16 protein-coding genes are annotated in these 20,529 nt (G+C 71.8%); 10 read left to right on the top strand and 6 right to left on the bottom strand.

The genetic code is table 11. The features are described from left to right. Nucleotides 1-4: 4 nt before the first annotated feature. The 7 genes from AB0J57_RS03395 (at nucleotide 5) to AB0J57_RS03365 (ending at nucleotide 11,956) form a co-directional block, all read left to right on the top strand. Complete coding sequence (locus AB0J57_RS03395) at nucleotides 5-2,179, top strand: 3-hydroxyacyl-CoA dehydrogenase NAD-binding domain-containing protein (protein WP_366126210.1); 2,175 nt, start codon at nucleotides 5-7, stop codon at nucleotides 2,177-2,179. A gap of 546 nt (nucleotides 2,180-2,725) precedes the next feature. Next, entirely contained in the window at nucleotides 2,726-4,249 is a 1,524-nt protein-coding gene (locus tag AB0J57_RS03390; protein WP_366126209.1) for an AbfB domain-containing protein, read from the top strand. 47 nt (nucleotides 4,250-4,296) lie between these two features. After that, entirely contained in the window at nucleotides 4,297-4,872 is a 576-nt protein-coding gene (locus AB0J57_RS03385; protein WP_366126208.1) for an RICIN domain-containing protein, read from the top strand. Nucleotides 4,873-4,907: 35 nt separating this feature from the next. After that, the gene (locus AB0J57_RS03380) at nucleotides 4,908-5,594 is read left to right on the top strand and encodes an RICIN domain-containing protein (RefSeq protein WP_366126207.1); all 687 of its coding nucleotides are present in this window, start codon (nucleotides 4,908-4,910) and stop codon (nucleotides 5,592-5,594) included. Between the two features lie 215 nt (nucleotides 5,595-5,809). After that, nucleotides 5,810-6,859, top strand: a complete 1,050-nt coding sequence (locus tag AB0J57_RS03375; RefSeq protein WP_366126206.1) for a hypothetical protein — start codon at nucleotides 5,810-5,812, stop codon at nucleotides 6,857-6,859. Between the two features lie 184 nt (nucleotides 6,860-7,043). Next, nucleotides 7,044-11,267 carry a polymorphic toxin-type HINT domain-containing protein gene (locus tag AB0J57_RS03370; protein WP_366126205.1) on the top strand — a complete coding sequence of 1,408 codons (4,224 nt, stop codon included), beginning with the start codon at nucleotides 7,044-7,046 and terminating at the stop codon, nucleotides 11,265-11,267. Between the two features lie 104 nt (nucleotides 11,268-11,371). Continuing rightward, nucleotides 11,372-11,956 carry a hypothetical protein gene (locus AB0J57_RS03365; RefSeq protein WP_366126204.1) on the top strand — a complete coding sequence of 195 codons (585 nt, stop codon included), beginning with the start codon at nucleotides 11,372-11,374 and terminating at the stop codon, nucleotides 11,954-11,956. An 11-nt stretch (nucleotides 11,957-11,967) separates the two neighbouring features. On the opposite strand, the gene AB0J57_RS03360 is transcribed toward AB0J57_RS03365, so the two are convergent. Both AB0J57_RS03360 and AB0J57_RS03355 read right to left on the bottom strand, forming a co-directional pair. Further along, nucleotides 11,968-12,657 carry a gamma carbonic anhydrase family protein gene (locus tag AB0J57_RS03360; RefSeq protein ID WP_366126203.1) on the bottom strand — a complete coding sequence of 230 codons (690 nt, stop codon included), beginning with the start codon at nucleotides 12,655-12,657 and terminating at the stop codon, nucleotides 11,968-11,970. 45 nt (nucleotides 12,658-12,702) lie between these two features. After that, a complete protein-coding gene (locus AB0J57_RS03355) occupies nucleotides 12,703-13,446 on the bottom strand; it encodes a MerR family transcriptional regulator (RefSeq protein WP_366126202.1) in 744 nt (247 codons plus the stop codon). A gap of 113 nt (nucleotides 13,447-13,559) precedes the next feature. Here AB0J57_RS03355 and AB0J57_RS03350 point away from each other — a divergent pair, with 113 nt between their 5' ends. Together AB0J57_RS03350 and AB0J57_RS03345 are read left to right on the top strand one after the other, a co-directional pair. Further along, nucleotides 13,560-14,039 carry a macro domain-containing protein gene (locus tag AB0J57_RS03350; protein ID WP_366126201.1) on the top strand — a complete coding sequence of 160 codons (480 nt, stop codon included), beginning with the start codon at nucleotides 13,560-13,562 and terminating at the stop codon, nucleotides 14,037-14,039. 48 nt (nucleotides 14,040-14,087) lie between these two features. After that, on the top strand, nucleotides 14,088-14,876 hold the full coding sequence (locus AB0J57_RS03345; protein WP_366126200.1) for a GNAT family N-acetyltransferase: 789 nt from the start codon (nucleotides 14,088-14,090) through the stop codon (nucleotides 14,874-14,876). A 24-nt stretch (nucleotides 14,877-14,900) separates the two neighbouring features. On the opposite strand, the gene sph is transcribed toward AB0J57_RS03345, so the two are convergent. Further along, a complete protein-coding gene (sph, locus tag AB0J57_RS03340; RefSeq protein ID WP_366126199.1) occupies nucleotides 14,901-15,926 on the bottom strand; it encodes a sphingomyelin phosphodiesterase in 1,026 nt (341 codons plus the stop codon). Between the two features lie 110 nt (nucleotides 15,927-16,036). Here sph and AB0J57_RS03335 point away from each other — a divergent pair, with 110 nt between their 5' ends. Beyond that, the gene (locus tag AB0J57_RS03335; RefSeq protein WP_366126198.1) at nucleotides 16,037-16,984 is read left to right on the top strand and encodes an oxygenase MpaB family protein; all 948 of its coding nucleotides are present in this window, start codon (nucleotides 16,037-16,039) and stop codon (nucleotides 16,982-16,984) included. Here the strand turns inward: AB0J57_RS03335 and AB0J57_RS03330 are convergent. From AB0J57_RS03330 to AB0J57_RS03320, 3 genes are all read right to left on the bottom strand, one after another. Beyond that, complete coding sequence (locus AB0J57_RS03330) at nucleotides 16,902-18,326, bottom strand: GH1 family beta-glucosidase (RefSeq protein WP_366126465.1); 1,425 nt, start codon at nucleotides 18,324-18,326, stop codon at nucleotides 16,902-16,904. The two genes, AB0J57_RS03335 and AB0J57_RS03330, sit on opposite strands and share 83 nt — an antisense overlap. Before the next feature lie 90 nt (nucleotides 18,327-18,416). Next, nucleotides 18,417-19,256, bottom strand: a complete 840-nt coding sequence (locus tag AB0J57_RS03325; protein WP_366126197.1) for a carbohydrate ABC transporter permease — start codon at nucleotides 19,254-19,256, stop codon at nucleotides 18,417-18,419. Further along, the gene (locus AB0J57_RS03320; protein ID WP_366126196.1) at nucleotides 19,253-20,230 is read right to left on the bottom strand and encodes a sugar ABC transporter permease; all 978 of its coding nucleotides are present in this window, start codon (nucleotides 20,228-20,230) and stop codon (nucleotides 19,253-19,255) included. Before AB0J57_RS03320 ends, AB0J57_RS03325 begins: the two co-directional genes overlap by 4 nt. Nucleotides 20,231-20,529: the final 299 nt, after the last annotated feature.

Raw genomic sequence — 20,529 nt, 5'->3', positions numbered from 1 at the left:
CACCATGAGCCAGTCCACCACCATCCGCTGGGAACAGGACGAGACCGGCGTCGTCACCCTCGTCCTCGACGACCCCGACCAGTCCGCCAACACCATGAACCAGGCCTTCAGGACCTCGATCGCGGCGATCGCCGACCGCGCCGAGGCCGAGAAGGACTCCATCAGGGGCATCATCTACACCTCCGCCAAGAAGACCTTCTTCGCGGGCGGCGACCTCAAGGACTTGATGAAGGCCGGGCCCGCCGACGCCGAGCAGGTCTTCGACGCCGCCAACGGGATCAAGCGGTCCCTGCGCCGCATCGAGACCCTCGGCAAGCCGGTCGTCGCCGCCATCAACGGCGCCGCCCTGGGCGGCGGTTACGAGATCGCCCTCGCCTCCCACCACCGCATCGCCCTCGACGCGCCCGGCTCCAAGATCGGCCTGCCCGAGGTCACCCTCGGCCTGCTGCCCGGAGGCGGCGGCGTCACCCGGACGGTACGCCTCATGGGCATCGCCGACGCCCTGCTGAAGGTGCTCCTCCAGGGCACCCAGTACGCGCCGCAGCGGGCCCTGGAGAACGGCCTGGTCCACGAAGTGGCCGCCACCGAGGAGGAGATGCTCGCCAAGGCCCGGGTGTTCATCGACGCCCACCCCGAGTCGCAGCAGCCCTGGGACGTCCCCGGCTACAAGATCCCCGGCGGCACCCCGGCGCACCCCAAGTTCGCCGCCAACCTGCCCGCCTTCCCGGCCAACCTGAGGAAGCAGCTCAACGGCGCCCCCTACCCGGCTCCCCGCAACATCCTCGCGGCCGCGGTCGAGGGTTCCCAGGTCGACTTCGAGACCGCGCTGGCCATCGAGTCCCGCTACTTCACCGAGCTGGTCACCGGCCGGACCGCCAAGAACATGATCCAGGCGTTCTTCTTCGACCTCCAGGCGGTCAACGCGGGCCGCAGCCGCCCCCAGGGCATCGAGCCCCGCCCGGTCCGCAAGGTCGCCGTCCTCGGCGCCGGGATGATGGGCGCCGGCATCGCGTACTCCTGCGCCAAGGCAGGCATCGACGTCGTCCTCAAGGACGTGTCGGCCGAGGCGGCGGAGAAGGGCAAGGCGTACTCCGTCCAACTGCTCGACAAGGCGCTGTCCCGGGGCCGGACGACCGAGGCCAAGCGTGACGCGCTGCTGGCCCGCATCACCCCGACCGCCGACCCGGCCGATCTGGCGGGCTGCGACGCCGTCATCGAGGCGGTTTTCGAGGACACGGCGCTCAAGCACAAGGTGTTCCAGGAGATCCAGGAGATCGTCGCGCCGGACGCGCTGCTGTGCTCCAACACCTCCACCCTGCCGATCACGCTCCTCGCGGAGGGCGTCGAGCGCCCGGCCGACTTCATCGGCCTGCACTTCTTCTCGCCGGTCGACAAGATGCCGCTCGTCGAGATCATCAAGGGCGAGCGCACCGGCGACGAGGCGCTGGCGCGCGCCTTCGACCTCGTACGGCAGATCAACAAGACGCCGATCGTCGTCAACGACTCGCGCGGGTTCTTCACCTCGCGCGTCATCGGCCAGTTCATCAACGAGGGCGTCGCGATGGTCGGCGAGGGCGTGGAGCCCGCGTCCGTCGAGCAGGCGGCGGCGCAGGCCGGCTACCCGGCGAAGGTGCTGTCCCTGATGGACGAGCTCACCCTCACCCTGCCCCGCAAGATCCGCAACGAGACGCGGAAGGCCATCGAGGAAGCGGGCGGCACCTGGCCGGAGCACCCCGCGGACACGGTGATCGACCGGATGGTCGACGAGTTCGGCCGCACCGGCCGCAGTGGCGGGGCGGGCTTCTACGACTACGACGAGGAGGGCAAGCGGCAGGGCCTGTGGCCGGGTCTGCGCGAGCACTTCGCGAAGGCCGGCGCCCCGGCCGTCCCCTTCGAGGACATGAAGGAGCGGATGCTCTTCTCCGAGGCGCTGGACACCGTCCGCTGCCTGGAGGAGGGCGTGCTGATGTCGGTCGCCGACGCCAACATCGGTTCCATCATGGGCATCGGCTTCCCGGCGTGGACCGGCGGTGTGCTCCAGTACATCAACGGCTACGAGGGCGGCCTGCCGGGCTTCGTCGCGCGGGCGCGGGAGCTGGCCGAGCGGTACGGGGAGCGGTTCGAGCCGCCGGCGCTGCTGGTGGAGAAGGCGGAACGGGGCGAGACGTTCAGCGACTGAGCGCCCCGGCGGGTGGCCGGCGGATCGTACGACCGCCGGCCACCCCGCACGTCACCGCTGGACGGTGTCCGGCGCAGCAGGGGCAGGCACCCCGCCCCGGGGCGGCAGAAGCCCCCTATATCCGGCTAAAGTGGACGCATCGTCAGTCGACATTGTATGCGATCATCCGATGCGTCAACTTGATGTGTACTAGCCCACATTCTTTCCTTACATTTCCGTCACGAGTGGCCGCCGTTCGGCGCCATGGCGCGCCAACGGTCGATCGACCGGTGGGGCACCGGGGCAGAGCCCTTGTCAGCCTTCGCAAGGTGAGTTTCCGTCAAGAAATTGGCGGCAAGTCGCCTAAAAATCGGCCAATCAGCGAATTCATGTGTGGGAGCCGACAATTCCACTTTGACCGCCTCGTGGTGATCTTCAAGACTGCGCCTCCGACCACCCCGCACCCTTCGGGACACGGTGCGGGACCTAGCAGGGGGAACCGAAAGCAGAATGACGAAGAGCCACTCGAACTCCGCTCGCATGCGGAGGGCCGTCACGCGCGGGCTCGTGACCGCAACCGCGCTGGCCTCTGTCAGCGGCATGGTCGCGCCGCTCGCCGCCGTTGAGGCTCCCTCGGGTGCCGTGGCCGCGGCCGCCGGGATCGGGACCACCGACAAGCAGCGCGTGGACGCCGCCGCCGTGGTGCGCCTGGAACCAAGCCCGGACGTCCTGCTGCTCAGCGACCACGACTTCGTCTTCGCCCTCTGGCAGAAGGCCCGGGACGGCGGGGAGAGCTTCGATTCGGTGCGTGTGGCCGCCGAGTCGGCCATGACGAGCGAGGCGGCCGAGGACCACGTCCGCTTCATCGTGACCGGCATCCACGAGGCGTACGCCGTCGACAAGCAGCGTGAGAAGGACAAGGCCGACGCCGCGCGCGCGGCCCGGCTCGCGAAGTCCCAGGCGCTGATCGCGGTCGGCATCCCGAACAGCACCGATCTGCTCGACCTCAGCGACGACAACTTCATCCGCGCCGTGATGCGGCACGAGGCCGCCGGTCCCGAGGTACGGGCCGCCGCCGCGCAGGCACTGGCCGGTGACGCCGCCGCGTGGCAGGAGTTCATCACCAACGGAGCCCGCGAGGCCCGCCGGCGCGACGTGGCCAACGAGCTCAAGGAACTGGACGAGAAGAACAAGGCGGAGGCAGAGCGCCGCAAGGAGGTCGCCGCCCGCGTCAACGCGGCCGCGCTGTTCCGCATCACGCCGTCCGAGGCCATGCTCGCCCTCGGCGACGACAACTTCATCCGCGAACTGCTGCGCGCCGCACCGGCGGACGCCAAGGACAGTGAGCTGTACGCGGCGGCGCAGCGCGCGGTCCTCAGCCCGGACCCGGCCGTGTGGAAGCAGTTCATCCACACGGGCGCCGAAGAGGCGTACAAGAAGGACGACGAGGAGCGCCGCAAGAAGATCGCCGACGCCAACCGGAGGCTCTCGCTGCAGATCCAGGCCGCCGCCGAGAAGACCGGCATGAACCCGCACCTGGTCACCATGGCGAAGAAGGCGCTGGCCGGCAGCGACGAGGACGTCGCGAGGTTCCTCAAGGAGGACAGCCAGTACCGGGCCAAGCGGCAGTCGCTGCAGCCGGCGAGCGGCAAGCCGGCCGGCTTCTTCGTCCGGCAGTCCGGTGTGGACGCCGGCGAGGCGTTCCTGGCTCCGCTGTCCGCGCGCTCCAAGCAGGCCGACCGCGAGGACGCCACCTGGGTCGTCGTGCCCGCGCTGGGCGGCCAGCCGGGCTGCTACTCCTTCGAGTCCGCCCGCAAGCCCGGCCACTACCTCCTCCAGAAGGACCTCCGGGTCCGGATGGCCGCGAGTGACAACAGCGCCCAGTTCCGCAAGGACGCCACCTGGTGCGCCAAGAAGGGCCTGAGCGGCTCCGGTACGTCCTTCGAGGCGGCGAGCCGGCCGGGCCGCTTCCTGAGGCACTTCATGGGCGACCTGTACGCGGCCGACAAGAGTGCGAAGAACCGTTTCGACGCGGAGGGGAACTTCGCCCAGGACGTCTCCTGGAAGATCACCACCCCGCTCGCGAGCTGACCTCGCCCAGTCCTCTCCTCCATACCTGAGAAGAACGGAAACCCCCCATGTCCCGGATCATCCGATCCGTCCTGGCCGTCGGGGCCGGTGTCGCCGTGCTCGCCGCCGGCGTGACCGTCGCCGTCGCCGACGAGCCCACCACCGCGCCCGCTGCCGCCGCGCCCGCGATCGCCCCGGCCGTACAGCTCAAGGCCCAGCACAGCGGCCAGTGCCTCACCATCGCCAAGGGCAGCCTCCGCAACGGTGCCGACGCCGTCCAGTCGGCGTGCGCCGACGACGCCGACAATCAGCAGTTCGACATGGTGCCCACCGGTGCGGGCACCTTCGAGCTGCGGGCCAAGCACACCGGCAAGTGCCTCGAGGTACAGGCCAGCGGCATCACCGCCGGTTCGGTCGTCCAGCAGTGGTGGTGCGGGGGACGGCAGAACCAGCAGTGGCGCCTGAGGGTGGTCGACCTCGCCAACGAGCTGTACGAGCTTCAGCCCGCCCACACCCCGCGCACCCCCACCCGCTGCCTGTCCATCACGTCCGCGAGCAAGGACGACGGCGCCGGCGCGCAGCTCTGGCCGTGCAGCGGCTCGCCCGCCCACAAGTGGCGCATCCAGCCGGTCACGGCCGCCTGAGCACCTTGAACACGCGAGAGGAAACGGTTCCCATCATGTCTCGGATCACCCGGGCCGCCCTGGCCGTAGGAGCCACCGTCGCCGTGCTGGCCGGCACCGCGACCGCCGTGCAGGCAGACGGGGGCACCAACGCCGGCACAGCCGCCGAAGCGGCCCGCAGCGCCGCCGAGAAGGCGCGCCAGGCCGCCGCCGCGGACCCCGCAGCGGACGCGGCTGCGGCGGCGCGCGAGGCCATGACCGTCGCGGCGGCCGTGCGGTCGGAGGCGCTTTCCCGCACCAAGCTGCCGCAGACGGTCGTCCAGATCACGGCCGCCCACAGCGGCAAGTGCCTGGACGTGGAAGGTGCCAAGACCACGGACGGCATCGACGTCCAGCAGTACACCTGCAACGGGAGCGACGCCCAGAAGTGGACCGCCTTCGCCACGGTGGGCGGCAGCTTCGAGCTGCACTCCGTCCGCAGCGGCAAGTGCCTCGAAGTGGAGAAGAAGGGCACCACGCCCGGCGCGGTCGTCCAGCAGTGGGCGTGCGGGCAGGAGGCGCACCAGCGCTGGCAGCTCACGCTGGTCGACCCCGTCCGCAAGCTGTACGAGCTGCAGCCGATGCACACGGTCAACATGTGCCTGGACGTCCCCAGCGCCAAGAAGGACAACGGCATCAACACGCAACTGTGGACGTGCAACCGCAGCGACGCCCAGCTATGGCAGGTCCAGCAGGCCAAGTGAGCCTGCCCGACGGGACGTGCGCTCACGTCCGGTGAGCGTCATGGAGGGGCCGGGCAGGCCGTACGGCTCTGCCCCTCCGAAGCTGTGAACTCGTTTTTCAAGGGGGGCTGATGGTTAATCACCAGTGGTGGTCGGCAAGGACCTTGGTGGTCGGCGTGCTGGCAGGCGGAGTCATGGTCACGGGTCAGGTACCGGCGTGGGCGGATGCCCGTGCCGTGAGTTCCGCACCGCCTGCCGCGACGGCGACGGCGACGGTGACGGTGACGGCGACCGCCTCCGTCGTTCCGGCCGGCCGGCCGGACTCGCCCGAGCTGGCCGCGGCCATCGAGGAGGCGCGCCGAAGGGTGACCTCGCTGGCGAAGACGCACCCGGCAGCCGAGGTGCGGACCTCGGCGTGGAACGCGCTGCGCAGTTCCCGCGGCGACGAGGCACTCATCGAGTGGCTGGCGCCCGGCGGTGGCTTCGACTACGCCAAGCAGCGGGCGCGGGACACCCGAGCCCGGAACAAGGCCTTCTGCGAACGTGTGGTCGCCACGCACACGGAGGGGTTCTCCCCCGAAGTGCGGGCGGCCGCGCTGCGGGCGCTGAAAGGCGGCGCCGCCGAGCAGGCGGCGTTCGTGAAGACGGGGTACGCCGAGGCCCAGGGGCGCGACCGTACGGCGCGCGAAGCCGGGGAACGGCAGCGGCTGGAGATCTCCGCCAAGGACCGCGACTTCGTACGCGGCGTCGGTGAGCGGGGTCCGGGCGAGCAGGTGCGGGTCGCGGCGCAGTGGGCGCAACGACCCGGTGCCACGGACGCTGACGTGCAGGAGTTCTTCGGCTACGGCTGGGCCACCGGCGCGGTGCTGGACCTGGAGGCGTACCGGACGCGGATCGCCGACGCGGAAGCGGTACGGCACCACATGCTGACGGGCCTGATACAGGAGGCCACGGCGGCCGAGGCGGCCGTGAAGGGGGCGGCGGACGCCGCCAGGGCGCGTGCCGAGGCGGAACTGGCCTGGAAGGCGGTTTCCGAACACGCCGGCGCGGCGCAGCGCGCGTGGCTGGCCGAGCAGGCCGCCGCGGCCGACCAGGCGGAGAACTGGCGGGCCGTCGCCCTGCTGTCCCGTGAGTCGGCGGAGCAGCTCTGGAAGGCGATCTCCGGCACCGCCGAGAGCCACCAGAACGCCTGGGCCGCGGAGCAGGCCGGCGCCGAGCACGCGGCGGCGTTCTGGAAGGCCATGTTCGACCTTGCCCAGGACGGCGAGAGCCGCACCCGGAGCTGACGCCGAAAGGGTTCTGCCGGCCCGTGACCGGGGTCGGCCGAACGGCATTCGGTCACCCCGCCCGCTGACCGGGGCGGGGGTTCATCGATCCATTCGTCAAGGGGGATTTCCCGTGTGGGGAAGATTCCGGCCCAGGGCCGGGAGAGGGCTGCGCGTGGGCGCGGCCGGGAGCCTGCGGAAAGCCGTGTCGGCAGCGGTCGTCGTGGCAGTGCTGGGCACCGTCACGGGCGAGGCCGCTGCCGCGACTTCCGTACGTGAGGAGAAGGCGTCGCTGACGCGGACGCTGCAGTCGCTGGACCAACTGGCGGCGGAGCTGAAGCCGAAGACCGGCGCCGCGGCGCCCGCCGCGCAGTCCGAACTCGACCGGATCAGCGACGAGCGGGACCGGCAGTTGGTCGAGGACTTCGCGGAGTTCGACGAGGAGGAAGAGGTCCGCGAGGCCGCCAAGAAGGCGCTGGCGAGCACCGACCCGAATGCGATCCGGGAGTTCCTGGAGCGCGGCGAGGCCGAGGCCCGCCAGCGCGCCAAGGACAAGCGCGCCGGCGCCGACGTGGAGAACCGGCGGCGGATCGAGCAACTGCGCGGCACCGGCGGCCCGTTCTTCAACTCCGAGGTCGAGCGGGTCCTGAAGGGTACGGCGCAGGACCGCGCCGACTTCCTGGCCTTCGGCGCGGACATCGCCAAGCAGCGTGACGAGGCCGACAAGCAGAACGCCGCCAAGCGGGCGGAGGAGAACCGCAAGCGCGTCGCGATGCTGGCATCGGTGGGCGGTCCCGCGGTGAAGCGCGCCGCGCAGGCCGCGCTGGACTCCAAGGACGACGCGGTGATCGCGCAGTTCCTGGAGAAGGGCTACCAGGTCGCGGCGCAGCAGGATGCCGACGACCGCGCCGCGCACGAGAAGGCGCAGAAGGAGGCCCTGGAGGCGGCGGAGAAGCTGCGCGAGCTGGCCCGCAAGGCCGCCGTCGCCGCCGAGGCCCGCACCAAGCTGATCGCCGCGCACGGCGACGCCGTCAAGGCGCTGAAGAACGCCTCCAACGCCATGTCGTCGGCAGCGGCGGCCGCACGCGAGGCGGACCGGATGCTGGCGGCCGACCGGGCCGGCAAGCGCCTGTCGGACTACGACCCGGTCAAGACCGAGGTGTCGCGTCAGGTCGGGTACGCCGAGGACGCCGCCAAGGCGGCGCAGGTCGCGGCCGCCCAGGCCAAGGTGCAGGCCGACGTGCTGGTGGAGACGGGTCTGGAGCACGGCACCCAGTGGTCCGAGGTGGCCACGGGCATCGCGGCGGCGGCGGATGCCGCCGCGAAGGCGAGCCGGACGGCGCAGCACGCGGTGGACGCCACCGCCGCCGACGCCGCCGGCCTGAACGCCAAGAACCAGGCCGAACTGCACGAGCAGCAGGCCAAGAAGTGGCGGGCGAACGCCGAGGAGCACGCCCGTGCCGCCGCCCGGCTGGCCGCGGCCGCCGAGACGCAGGCGAAGATCGCCGCCACCGCCGCGGCGCGTGCCAAGACGGCGCGGCTCGCCGCCGAGCAGGCCGAGCGCGAGGCGTGGGAGCACGCCCGCAAGACCCGTGAGGCCCGCATCGAGGCGGAGCGCCAGGCGAAGGTGGCGGCCGAGCAGCGCGTGATCGCGGAGCGTGAGCGCGACCTCGCCGCGGCGGCCCGGGTCCGGGCCGAGCGCGAGCGGGACATCGCCGCGGCGGCGCGTGCGCGCGCCGAGGCCGAGGCCCGTACCGCCTCCGCCGCCCGTGCGCAGGCGCAGGCGGCTGCCGCGACGGCCGCGGCCGCGCGGGCGGACGCCGCCCGCCAGGACGGTATCGCCGCCGAGGCGGACCGCAAGGCGCAGGCCGAGGAGGTCAACGCCCGCAACGCCCGCAACGCCGCGTTCGCGGCCGAGCAGCGGCACGCGGCGCAGGAGGCCCGTGCCAAGGCGACCGAGGCGATCGCCGCCTCGGGCCGCGGCACGATCGACGCGGGTGTGGCCCGCGCCGCCGCCGACGCCGCGCGCGCCGACGCCAACACGGCGGGCGCGGCGGCCGGTCAGGCCCGGAGCGCCGCCGACACCGCGAGCGGGGCGGCCGTTCGGGCGCGTTCCGCCGCGACGGAGGCCGCGGGTGCGGCCGCCCGGGCGCGTGCCGCGGCCGCCCAGGCCACCGCGCACGCCGCTCGCGCGAACGAGGCGGCGAACAAGGCCGAGGCGGCGGCTGCCGCCGCCAACGCCGCGGCGAACCGAGCGGAGGCGCAGGCGGCCCTCACGCACGCGGCTGCCCAGCGCGCCAACCAGAAGGCCGCGGAGGCCACGGCTCAGGAGGCCCGCGCCGGCATCGCCGCGCACGAGGCCGCCCGTCTCGCCGGGCTCGCCGCCATGGAGGCGAACAACTCCCTCCAGGCCGCGAACCGGACCAAGGAGGAAGCGCAGGGCGCCGTCCGCGAGGCGGCCATGGCGCGGGTCCAGTCCACGATCGCCGTCACAGCGGCCGCCGCGGCCCGCGGCACGGCCGCCGGGATCGCCGAGCCGGCCAACATGGCCATCGCGCTGACCGCGCCGTTCGCCGGCAAGGACGTCGACGCCGACTTCGCCGCGGTGGTCGCCGCCGCCGCGGAGCAGATGGGTGCGGAGCAGGTCGCCTCGGCCGAGGCGAAGGCAGCGGAAGCCGTGAAGGCCGCCGAGGCGGCGGAAGCCGCCGCCAAGCGGGCGAACGCCCAGGTCGCTCCGGCGTTCAAGGCCGCCGCGGACGCGGCGCGGTCGTCGGCGAACGCCGCGCGCTCCGCCGCGGCGGCGATGAAGTCGGCGGCGCAGGCCGCCGAGGAAGGTGCCAAGGCCCGCGCGGCCGCGGCACGCGCCAACCAGGCCGACGCGCAGGCTCAGGCCGACGCGAAGCTGGCCCGCCAGGCCGCCAATCAGGCCTACGGGGACGCGACCGCGGCCCGCAACGCCGCCAACCAGGCGGAGGCGGAGGCGGCCCGTGCCCGGGGTGCCGCCGCCGAGGCCGACAGCCACGCGGTGGCCGCGAACAGCGCCGCAAGCCTGGCGGAGCACGAGGCGAGCGTCGCCCAGGGCGCTGCCACCCAGGCGGCGAAGGACGCCGCCGATGCGAACAAGTTCGCCGAGTCGGCCGAAGGCCACGCCAAGGCGGCGGAAGCGGCGGCCAAGAACGCCAACACGTACGCCCGCGAGGCGGACGAGGCGGCGAAGAAGGCCGAGGAGTACCAGCGCGAGCAGGAGCGCAAGGCCCGCGAGGCGGCGGCCAAGGCGGCCGCGAGCAAGGGCGAGACCCGGAAGCTGACCCAGGACGAGATCGACGCGCTGGAGCTCGAAGGCATCTCGCCGGAGGAGTACGAGAAGGCCCGCCGGCTCGCGGAGAAGGACCTCGCCGACTTCCTCATCGAGAACGGCGGTCAGATCATCGTCGACCTCCTCTTCGAGGACATCAAGAAGTGCTTCACCGAGGGCAACTTCGAAAGCTGCTTCTGGGCCGTCGTCGGCAGCCTTCCCTGGGGCAAGGCGCTAAAGATCATCAAGGAGACGCCGGCGATCGCCAAGGCCCTCAGCCGCATCGTCGGTGGCCTTGACGACTTCCTGGACAACTCCGCCGAGGCGAAGAAGCTGATCGCGAAGAGTGAGGAGATCCTCGAGGAGATCGCCAAGGCGTGCAAGGTCGGGGAGAACCCCAAGAACAGCTTCGCCCCGGGCACGCCGGTCCTCATGGCCGACGGCACGCGCAAGCCGATCGAGGGCGTCCGGGTCGGAGAGCAGGTCATGGCGACCGACCCCGAAACCGGCCGGACCGAGGGCCGCGCCGTGTCCCATCTGATCGTCGGCGAGGGCCGCAAGAGCCTGCGGGCACTCACCATCGACACCGATGGTGCCGCCGGTGACGCCACTGGCACCATCACCGCCACGGACGGGCACCCGTTCTGGGTCGCCGACCGGCACGCCTGGGTGGACGCCAAGGACCTCAAGGCCGGTGACCGGCTGCGCTCACCTCGCGGCGAGCTCCAGGAGCTCCTCGGCGTTCGCGCCTGGACCCAGTCCATGCGGGTGCACAACCTGACGGTCGACGGCTTCCACACGTACTACGTGGGCGCCGGCATCACGTCGGTCCTCGTGCACAACGCGAAGAAGCCCATTTGCGGGCCTGGCGACGTACCCAACATCGTCCATGACGGCGTCGACGACATCATCAACAATGGGCGTCCGCAGCGACTCGACGAGAACGGTAACCCGGACTTCTTCACGGTGCGCCCCACCACTCCCGGGGCCATCGCCAGGAAATGGGGCGGTGCCAAGATCTACGACATTCCTGGCGGCGGGAACAGTTACCGTATCCTGATCAATCGTTACGGTGACATCGGCTGGGTCGTCAACCACAACTACGACAGAATCCTGCCGTACTTCCCCCGTTAGCAACCTGTTCGACCGGAGGAAAAAATGCGGTGAGCTCCGATCGGACCGGCCTTTTCGGCCGGTCCGATCGGAGCTCTTCCGCTGAGACGAGAAGGGGGTGTGCAATGATCGAAACACAGTTGGCGGAATTGCTCGCACAAGCGGGACTTCGATTCTGTGGAGTGGATCGGACACTCGGGACATTGCCGGTGAAGGCGGCCTGGCTCAGTGTGAGCTGCCGTCGTGAGGACGGCCGACGTGACCTGGTGGTTCCCAGGGATGATGCGCAGTTGCTCGCCAAGGCCAACTCCGCCTGGTCTCAATTGGCGACCGAATCCGGACTCCTCGGGGGAGAGGAGCGAGAGTTTCTGCTGGGCGTCGACTTCGCCGAGCCGGAATCGTCCCCGATCCTCCGATGGGTGAGAGTGCAACTGATGGAGGATTGGGATGTGATGGGGGCGGGAGTGGAATCCGGTCTCCTCGGCTCGGGGGCCTTCTGCCCCGAGTTCGTCATGATGGCGCTCGATGAGACGGTCGTCCTGCGCGGAACGACATGGGAGCAGCGGATCGGGGTACTCACCGTTCCCCACCCGCACCGGGTGGAGATGATCCGAACCTACGTCGAACGCCTCGCCGCCAATCCCAGAACCGAGCCGGCCGAGCGGACCATTGCCGAGAATTGGCTCACGCATCACCCAAAGGGCGTGTAGCGAGCGCGGTCCTAGACGCCGCCGGGCCGGCCGCCCGGATCCACCGGACCGTCGTCCTGCACCGGACGGTCGTCCTGCACCGGACCGTCGCCCTGCACCGGACGGTCGTCGCGGTGCCGCCCCAGCGCACGCCCGTAGCGGCGTGAGACCTCCGGCATGAGCGACTCGCCCGTCGCCGGGCGGGCGAGGCCGAACACATAGCCGGGAAAGTCGAGTTCCCGCTGCACGGCCCAGATCTCACCGTGGTCGTCCGGCGGGAACAACTGCCCCGGATCGCCCACCGCGACCCAGCCGATCGGCACGGTCGTCTCCTCGGCCAGCACCGTGCGCAGATGGACCACGCCGTTGATCCGTACCTCGCAGCGCGCCCCGACCCGTGCGCCGTTGAACACGCGCGTGCCGGTGGCGAAGAAGACGTCGTCGGCGGCCTCGCAGCCCACCAGGTACGCGCCGGGCCCGACCAGTACGTGCCGGCCCAGCCGCAGCGGGTCCTGGCGGGTGCCGCGCAGCACCGCGTTCTCCATGACGATGCAGCCCTCACCCAGCTCCACCGGCCCGCCCTCGGCCGTCAGGACCGCGCCGAACAGGACCCGGCAGCCGGGACCGACCCGCACGTCGCCACAGAGCGTGGCGTTGGGCGCGACATAGGCGGTCGGGTCGACGGTGGGCGCGTGCCCCTGGTGCTCCAGCAGGATGGCCATGGCCCGCATGGTGCCACCCGCCGGCGCACCACGCGCGGAAGCCGCTCACTCCGCGCGGAACGCGGCGCGCAGCTCCTCCTTCAGGGACCGCTGGAACGCCGTGACGAGTGCCTGGACCACCAGCGGCTGCATGTGGGCGGAGAGCGACTTCATCGCCGCCACGTGCTCCGGGTCCGACTCGCGCTCCCGGTACGGCCCCCACACCTCGTCCCGGAACAGCCGCGTCAGCTCGTGCGCGGCCGAGCGGGTGTGCTCCACCAGGACCGTGCGCGCCGCCAGGATGGTCTCGTGCGCGATGGGCACGTCCAGCAGCCGCACGCCCAGCCGCAGCAGGCCCGGGTCCACCCGGAAGGTGTCGTCCGGCCCGGTGCGGGCCAGTACGTCCATCGCGGCGAGCCGGTCCAGGTCCTCCTCGCCGAGCGCCCGCCCGGCGCGCCGCTCCAGCTCGGCGCGGGACATCTCCTCCGGCGTGTCCGGCGCCCACGTCGCCACCAGGGCCCGGTGGATGGCCAGGTCGTCGGCGCTCAGGTCGGGCGGCAACTGCTCCAGGTACCGTTCGATCGCGGCCAGCGTCATGCCCTGGTGCTGGAGCTCCTCGATGAGCGCCAGCCGGGACAGGTGCTCCGGCCCGTAGTGCCCGACGCGGCGCGGCCCGATCACCGGCGGCGGCAGCAGGCCACGGGTGCTGTAGAACCGGATGGTCCGCACGGTGACGCCAGCCCGGGCGGCCAGCTCGTCGACGGTCAGCGTCGGCTGCCGCTCCTGGGGCTCGGTCGCCTCGGTCGCCATGCGTGGGGCCTCACTTCCGGCTGGTGCGCTGTTTCAGTACAACAGTATTGCTGTCTCACCATCACTGTGAAAGTCGTGGGTGATTGTCAGTGGTCGCCCGTACGGTAGTTCGCATGACGGGGATCGTGTACGTACGGGGGGACGCCACCACGCCGGCCGGCAAAGGCGTCAAGATCATCGCGCATGTCTGCAACGACCTGGGCGGCTGGGGCAAGGGTTTCGTGCTGGCCCTCTCCCGCCGCTGGCCGGAGCCGGAAGCCGCGTACCGCCGCTGGCACCGCGAGCGCGCCGGGAACGACTTCGGGCTGGGCGCCGTGCAGTACGTCCAGGTGGGGCCGTATCTGTGGGTGGCCAACATGGTGGGCCAGCGGGGGATACGGACGGGCAGCAAGGGGGTGCCGGTGCGGTACGAGGCCATCGACACCGCCCTGGCCTCGCTCGCCGACAAGGCCGCCGAGCTGGACGCCTCCGTCCACATGCCGCGCATCGGCTGCGGGCTGTCGGGCGGGAAGTGGTCCCGCGTGGAGCCGCTGATAGCCGGACGGCTCCTCCCCCGGGGGATACCGGTGACGGTGTACGACCACGGCGACTGACCCCGAAAAGCGGTTGCCGCGCCGACGCCGCCCTGCTGGGCTGCCCGCATGGATCACCAGACGGTACTGGCGCTGTTCGACCGGCAGATGCGGCGGGACGCGGGGCCCGACGGGCCGGGCTCCACCGTCGAACGGGTGGGCGACGTGGTGCGGCAGACCGGCCCGGCGCACGGGTGGAACGGGGTGCTGTGGTCAGACCTCGACGCCACCCGGGCGGACGAGGCGATCGCGGGGCAGGTGCGCCACTTCGCCTCGCTCGGCCGGGCCTTCGAGTGGAAGCTCTACGCGCACGACCGCCCCGCCGACCTCGGCGAGCGGCTGCGGGCGGCCGGCTTCGTGGCCGAGCCGGAGGAGGCCCTGATGGTCGCCGAGACGACCGGCCTCGACGGCCTCGACGGCATCGGCACCGAGCCGCCCGAGGGCGTCGAGATCCGGGCGGTCACGGACCGGGCCGGGGTCGACCTGGTCACGGAGGTCCACGAGCGGGCTTTCGGCACGGACGCCGCGCCCCTGCGGCGCCGTCTGCTCGACCAGCTCGCCGCGCGGCCGGACACGGTGGCCGCCGTTGTCGCCCTGGCCGGCGGCCGGCCGGTGAGCTCGGCGCGCCTGGAGCTGCCGCCCGGCACCGCGTTCGCCGGCCTGTGGGGTGGCGGCACCGTGCCGGAGTGGCGAGGCAGGGGCATCTACCGCGCCCTGGTCGGGCACCGCGCCCGCCTCGCGGCCGGGCGCGGCTACCGCTACGTCCAGGTCGACGCCTCCGACCGGAGCCGCCCGATCCTCCGGCGCCTCGGGTTCACCCGGCTCTCGACGACGACCCCGTACGTCTACGAGCCCTGAGCGGCCGCCACCGGAAGCGGGCGCCTACCGGCCGGCGGCGACGACCGGGTAGTGATCGGAGAGGTTCGTGTACGTGTACTGCTTGCCCCAGCTCGAAACCGTCCACGGGGCGCTCTGCTCCTTGATCACCTCGTTCGTCCAGCCCGCCGGCTTCACATGACCGGCCCGGTGGAGGACGTAGTCGAGGTCCTCGCGCGGGTCGTTCGGGTAGCGCTCGGCGGCGATGGAGTTGTCCCGGGTGTCGAAGGAGTACGGGTGGCCCGTGCGCGCGTCCGCACCGGCCAGCCCCGCGTCGGCCAGCATCGTGGCGTACTCGGCGCTGTGCGAGTCCACGTTGAAGTCACCCGCCACCAGCACCTGCTCCGACGCCGGGATGTTCTTGGCGTCCAGGAAGGCGTCCATCGCCTTGAACTGGCGGCTGCGCATCTGGGCCGCCTCGCCGCTGTCACAGCCCGGGTCGGTCGACTGGGCGTGCGTGCCCACCACGTGGACGCGGGAGCCGTTCACGTCGAGCACGGCGTAGACGAAGCCCTTGTTGGAGTACCAGTCGGCGCCGCAGGCGTCCTTGTAGACGTACTGCTCCTTGCGGACGATCGGCCACTTGCTGAGCACCGTGACACCGCCGTCCTCCGGCGTCGTCGCCGAGTACGCGCCGCTCGTGGCGTCCCACCCGTCCTTGCCACGCCCCATGACCGGTGTCTGGTACGGGTACTGGGAGGCGGCGTTGCGCATGAGCGTGTCGGAGGCACCGTTGTCGAACGCCTCCTGGAGCACCACCACGTCCTGGCCCCGGAAGAACGGCGCCGCCGGTATCTCCTTCGCCCGGTGGTCCTGCCCCCAGTTCGGGTAGAGGGTCTTGCTGAAGAGGAACGCGTTGTACGAGAGCACCTTCAGCGCGGGCGTCCCCGCCGCCTCGGGAGCCGCCGCGGCGGACGGGGCCGTCGCCGCCACGGCGACGGTGGCGAGCACGGTGGACAGGGCGGCGGACAGAGCGGTGCGCTTCGCGGATCGCGGCACGGAAACTCCAGATGGAAGTGGGGGGTTGGACATCGCGCGGCACATCAAATCAGCCCCGGTTACTTTCCGGTAGCCATCGTGTGCCGGGAATCTTGCGGACCCCGGACCACCACACCAACTTCTCCACGGCGGATACTGGGATCATGAGCACCTCAGCCGCCGCGTACGATCCCGCACCGCCCCCGCCCGGCGGAGTGCTCTGGAGCCTCGCGGGCGACATCCGGGGCCTGCTCATGCTGCCCGCCGCCCTGACCCTCCAGGTCGCCCACCCCGCCGTCGGCGCCGGCGTCGACGAGCACTCCGTCTTCCGCACCGATCCCTGGGGCCGCGGCGAGCGCTCCCTGCGCTCCCTCCAGCTCTGGGTGTACGGCGGCGCCGACGCCGCCCGGGAAGGGCGCCGGCTGCGCAAGCTCCACGCCACGATCCAGGGCACCGACACCCGGGGCCGCCCGTACCACGCGCTCACCCCCGCCAACTACGCCTGGGTCCACGCCACCGGCTTCCCCGTCTTCCACCACGCCTACCGCTACCTGGTCCGGCCCATGACCGAGGCGCAGGAGCGGCAGCTCTACGCCGAGTGGCTCCAGGTCGGCCGCGTCCTCGGCATCAACGACCGTGACATGCCGCAGACCATCGAGGAGTTCTGGCCCTACTACCGCAAGGTCGTCGCCGAGGAGATCGAGGCCACCGTCGTCGTCCGCGAGCTCGTCGCCACCGACAGCCCGGTCCCCCCGCCCGACCGTGGCCCGCTGCCGCTGCGGCTCCTCCTCCGGCTCCTGTGGCCGGTGCTGCTCCCGCCGCTCGCCCGGTTCCGCCGCTTCGTCACCATCGGGCTGATGCCGCCGGACGCACGCGAGGCGCTCGGCCTGGAATGGACGGACGAGCAGGAGCGGGCGCTGCGCCGCTTCGGGCGGGTCGTCCGGGCCGTCGTCCCCGTACTCCCCGAGCGGCTGCGCTACCTCCCGCTCGCCCGCGAGGCGCGCAAGCGGTACCGGGAGCAGTCCCGGCTCACCCGCGAGGACCGCGAGGACCGCGAGGACCCCCAGGACCACCAGGGCCGTGGGGCACGCGCAGCCCGCCCCGTGCGATGACGTCCGCGTACCAGCGGGCGCTGTCCTTCGGCGTACGCCGCTGTGACGCGAAGTCCACGTGCACGATGCCGAACCGCTTGCCGTACCCGTACGCCCACTCGAAGTTGTCCAGCAGCGACCACAGGAAGTAGCCCCGCACGTCCACCCCGTCCGCGAGCGCCCGGTGCACCGCCGCGAGATGCGCGTGCAGGTAGGCGACCCGCTCCGGGTCGTGGACCTCGCCCGACGGGTCGGCGTAGTCGTCGTACGCTGCGCCGTTCTCCGTCACCATCAGCGGCACCTCGGGCAGCTCGTCCCGCAGCCGGGTCAGCAGCTCGTACAGCCCGTCCGCGTCCACCGGCCAGTCCATCGCCGTCCGCGGACCCGGCGCCGGTACGAAACGGACGTGCGGCTCGGCGCCCGGCCACGGGGACGGCGCCCGGGACGTACCCGCCGCGACGACCGTCGGGGAGTAGTAGTTGATGCCCAGCGAGTCGACCGGCGAGGCGATCACCTCCAGATCGCCGTCCCGCACGAACGCCCAGTCCATCAGCGCCGCCGTGTCCTCCACCAGGTCCTCCGGGAGACGGCCGTGGAAGACCGGGTCCAGGAAGATCCGGTTGCCCAGCGCGTCGACGCGCCGCGCCGCCTCCCGGTCCTCGGTGGAGGCGGAAAGGGCGCGCACCGCGTGCAGGTTCAGCGTCAGTGAGACCTCCGCCGACGGCGGGAGGGCGGCGCGCAGCACCTCAACGGCCAGCCCGTGCGCCAGGTTCAGGTGGTGCGCGGCCCGCAGCGACGCGGCCGGGTCGGTACGGCCCGGGGCGTGCTCCCCCGAGGCGTACCCGAGGAACGCCGCGCACCACGGTTCGTTCAGCGTCGTCCACGTCGCCACCCGGTCGCCCAGGGCGCCCGCGACGAGCCCGGCGTACTCGGCGAACCGCTCGGCCGTCTCCCGCTGCGGCCAGCCACCTGCGTCTTCCAGCTCCTGCGGCAGGTCCCAGTGGTAGAGGGTGGCGACCGGCCGGATGTCGGCGGCCCGCAGCTCGTCGACGAGCCGGCGGTAGAAGTCCAGGCCCTTCTGGACCGCCGGTCCCCGCCCCGTCGGCTGCACGCGCGGCCACGCGACCGAGAACCGGTAGTCCGTCACGCCCAGGTCCTTCATCAGGGCGACGTCCTCGGCCATCCGGTGGTAGTGGTCCGCGGCGATGTCACCGGTGTCGCCGTTGCGGACCGCGCCCGGCCTGCGGCTGAAGGTGTCCCAGATGGACGGCGTCCGGCCGTCCTCGTCGGCGGCACCCTCGATCTGGTACGCGGCCGTGGCCGTGCCCCAGCGGAAGGCGGCCGGAAAGGTGAGCGCGTTCATGAGCTCGTTCATGGGCTCGTTCATGGGCTCGTTCATGAGGACGTTCATGAGGAAGAGGACTCCCAACGGAAGGTGAGGGAAGAGGGGGCGTCAGCCCTTGACGGCGCCCTGCATGATGCCGCCGACGATCTGCCGGCCCAGCAGACCGAAGACCAGCAGCACGGGGAGCGTGCCCAGCAGCGTGCCCGCCATGATCACGGACTGGTCGTGGACGTAACCGCCGCCGAGCTGGCGCAGCGCGACCTGCACGGTCGGGTTCTGCGAGGACAGCGCGACGATCGGCCAGAAGAAGTCGTTCCAGGCCGCCATGAACGTCAGCAGCCCCAGCACCGCCATGCCGGGCCGGGCGATCGGCACGACGATCGACCAGAAGATCCGCGCGCTCGACGCGCCGTCCACCCGCGCCGCCTCGATCAGCTCGTCCGGCAGCGCCTGCACCAGGAACTGCCGCATGAAGAACACGCCGAACGCCGACACCAGACCGGGCAGGATCACCGACTGGAGCTGGTTCACCCACTCCAGCTCCGCGATCAGCATGAACAGCGGGATCACGCCGAGCTGCGGCGGGATCATCATCGTCCCCACCGTGACGGCGAGCAGCGCGCCCCGGCCACGGAAGCGCAGCTTGGCGAAGGCGAACCCGGCGAGGGTGCAGCACAGCACCGTGCCCACGGTGATGGAACCCGACACGATCAGGGAGTTGAGCAGCGCCGTGCCGATGTCCGCCTCCTCCATCACCGCCTCGAAGTTCCGCATCAGGTTCGGGCCGGGGAGGAGGGACGGCGGCACCTTCGCCAGGTCGGCGTTGGAACGGCTGGCGGCGACGATCGTCCAGTAGAACGGGAAGGCCGACACCAGGACGGCGAGGACGAGGATCGCGTACGCCACCCTGCCGCCGTGCAGGGTGCGCCCGGCGCGGCGCGCGCTCATCGGCCGGCCTCCTTGCGGGAACGGCGGCGCACGACCAGGGCGTTGACCCCGACCAGCACCAGGATCAACAGGAACATCACCCAGGCGATGGCGGCGGCCCGGCCCAGGTGGAAGAAGCCCCAGCCCTGCTCGTACATGTAGAGCCCGAGCGTCTGGTACTGGTGAGAGATTCCGCCCGACACCGACCCCTCGAACAGCAGCGGCTCACCGAAGAGCTGGGTGGCGCCGATCGTCGACACGACGGCGGTGAACACGATCGTCGGACGCAGGCCGGGCAGCGTGACGTGGAAGAACTGCCGCCACCGGGACGCACCGTCCATCTCCGCCGCCTCGTACAGCTCGCTCGGGATGGACTGCATGCCCGCGAGGTAGATCAGCGCGTTGTAGCCGGTCCAGCGCCAGATCACGATCGTCGACACGGCGATCTGGGAGGCGACCGTGTCCGTCTGCCAGTCCACCGGGCCGATGCCGGCCAGCCCCAGTACGTAGTTGACGAGCCCGAAGTCACGGCCGAAGAGCTGGGCGAAGACCAGCGTCGCAGCGGCGACGGAGGTGGCGTACGGGAGCAGCATCGCCGTACGGAAGAACGTCCGCCCGCGCAGTTTGTAGTTGAGCAGATGGGCCAGGCCCAGCGCCATCACGAGCTGCGGGACCGTGGAGATGACCCCGATGGTGAACGTGTTGCGCAGCGAGATCCAGAAGAACTCGTCGGTGAAGAGCGCGGCGTAGTTGCCGAGCCCCCGCCACTCCATGTCGCCGGGGGTCTGGAGCTCGACGCGGTAGAGCGACACGAACGCCGTGTAGAGCAGCGGGAAGAGGCCGAAGGCGGCGAAGAGCGTGAAGAACGGGGCGAGGTACGCGTACGGCGAGAAGGCCCGCCACGCGCGGCGCGCCCGGCTCGCGCCGCGCGGGGGGCTCGCCGGTGGGCTCGGCCGCCGTGCGGCTGCCGTTCCTTCCGGAGCGGTGAGGGTCACTGTGCGGCCCTTCGGGGTCGGTTGGACATGGAGGGGGCTGTTCTTGCCATGCGGTCTTGGGCTTGTGCCGGTGGTGCGGTGGCGGGGTCGCGTTGGGTGCGGCGGAGGCCGGTGGGTGGGAGGCGTGGCCCCTCCGGGCTCGTGTCCTCGAGGCCGGCGGCCTTGGGTTACGGGGTCGGGAGCCCGCCCGTTGCCGCCAACCTCTGCGGGGACGACCCTGCACGGCCCCACCCCGGCCGTACGCCGACTGCGGCGCCGTGGTCGCTCCCACCGGGCGGGCGACCCCGAGGGCGCCGCCG

It is taken from the genome of Streptomyces sp. NPDC049837 (genome assembly GCF_040674455.1).
GTDB lineage: Bacteria > Actinomycetota > Actinomycetes > Streptomycetales > Streptomycetaceae > Streptomyces.
This window is presented reverse-complemented; position numbering and strand designations above follow the sequence as displayed.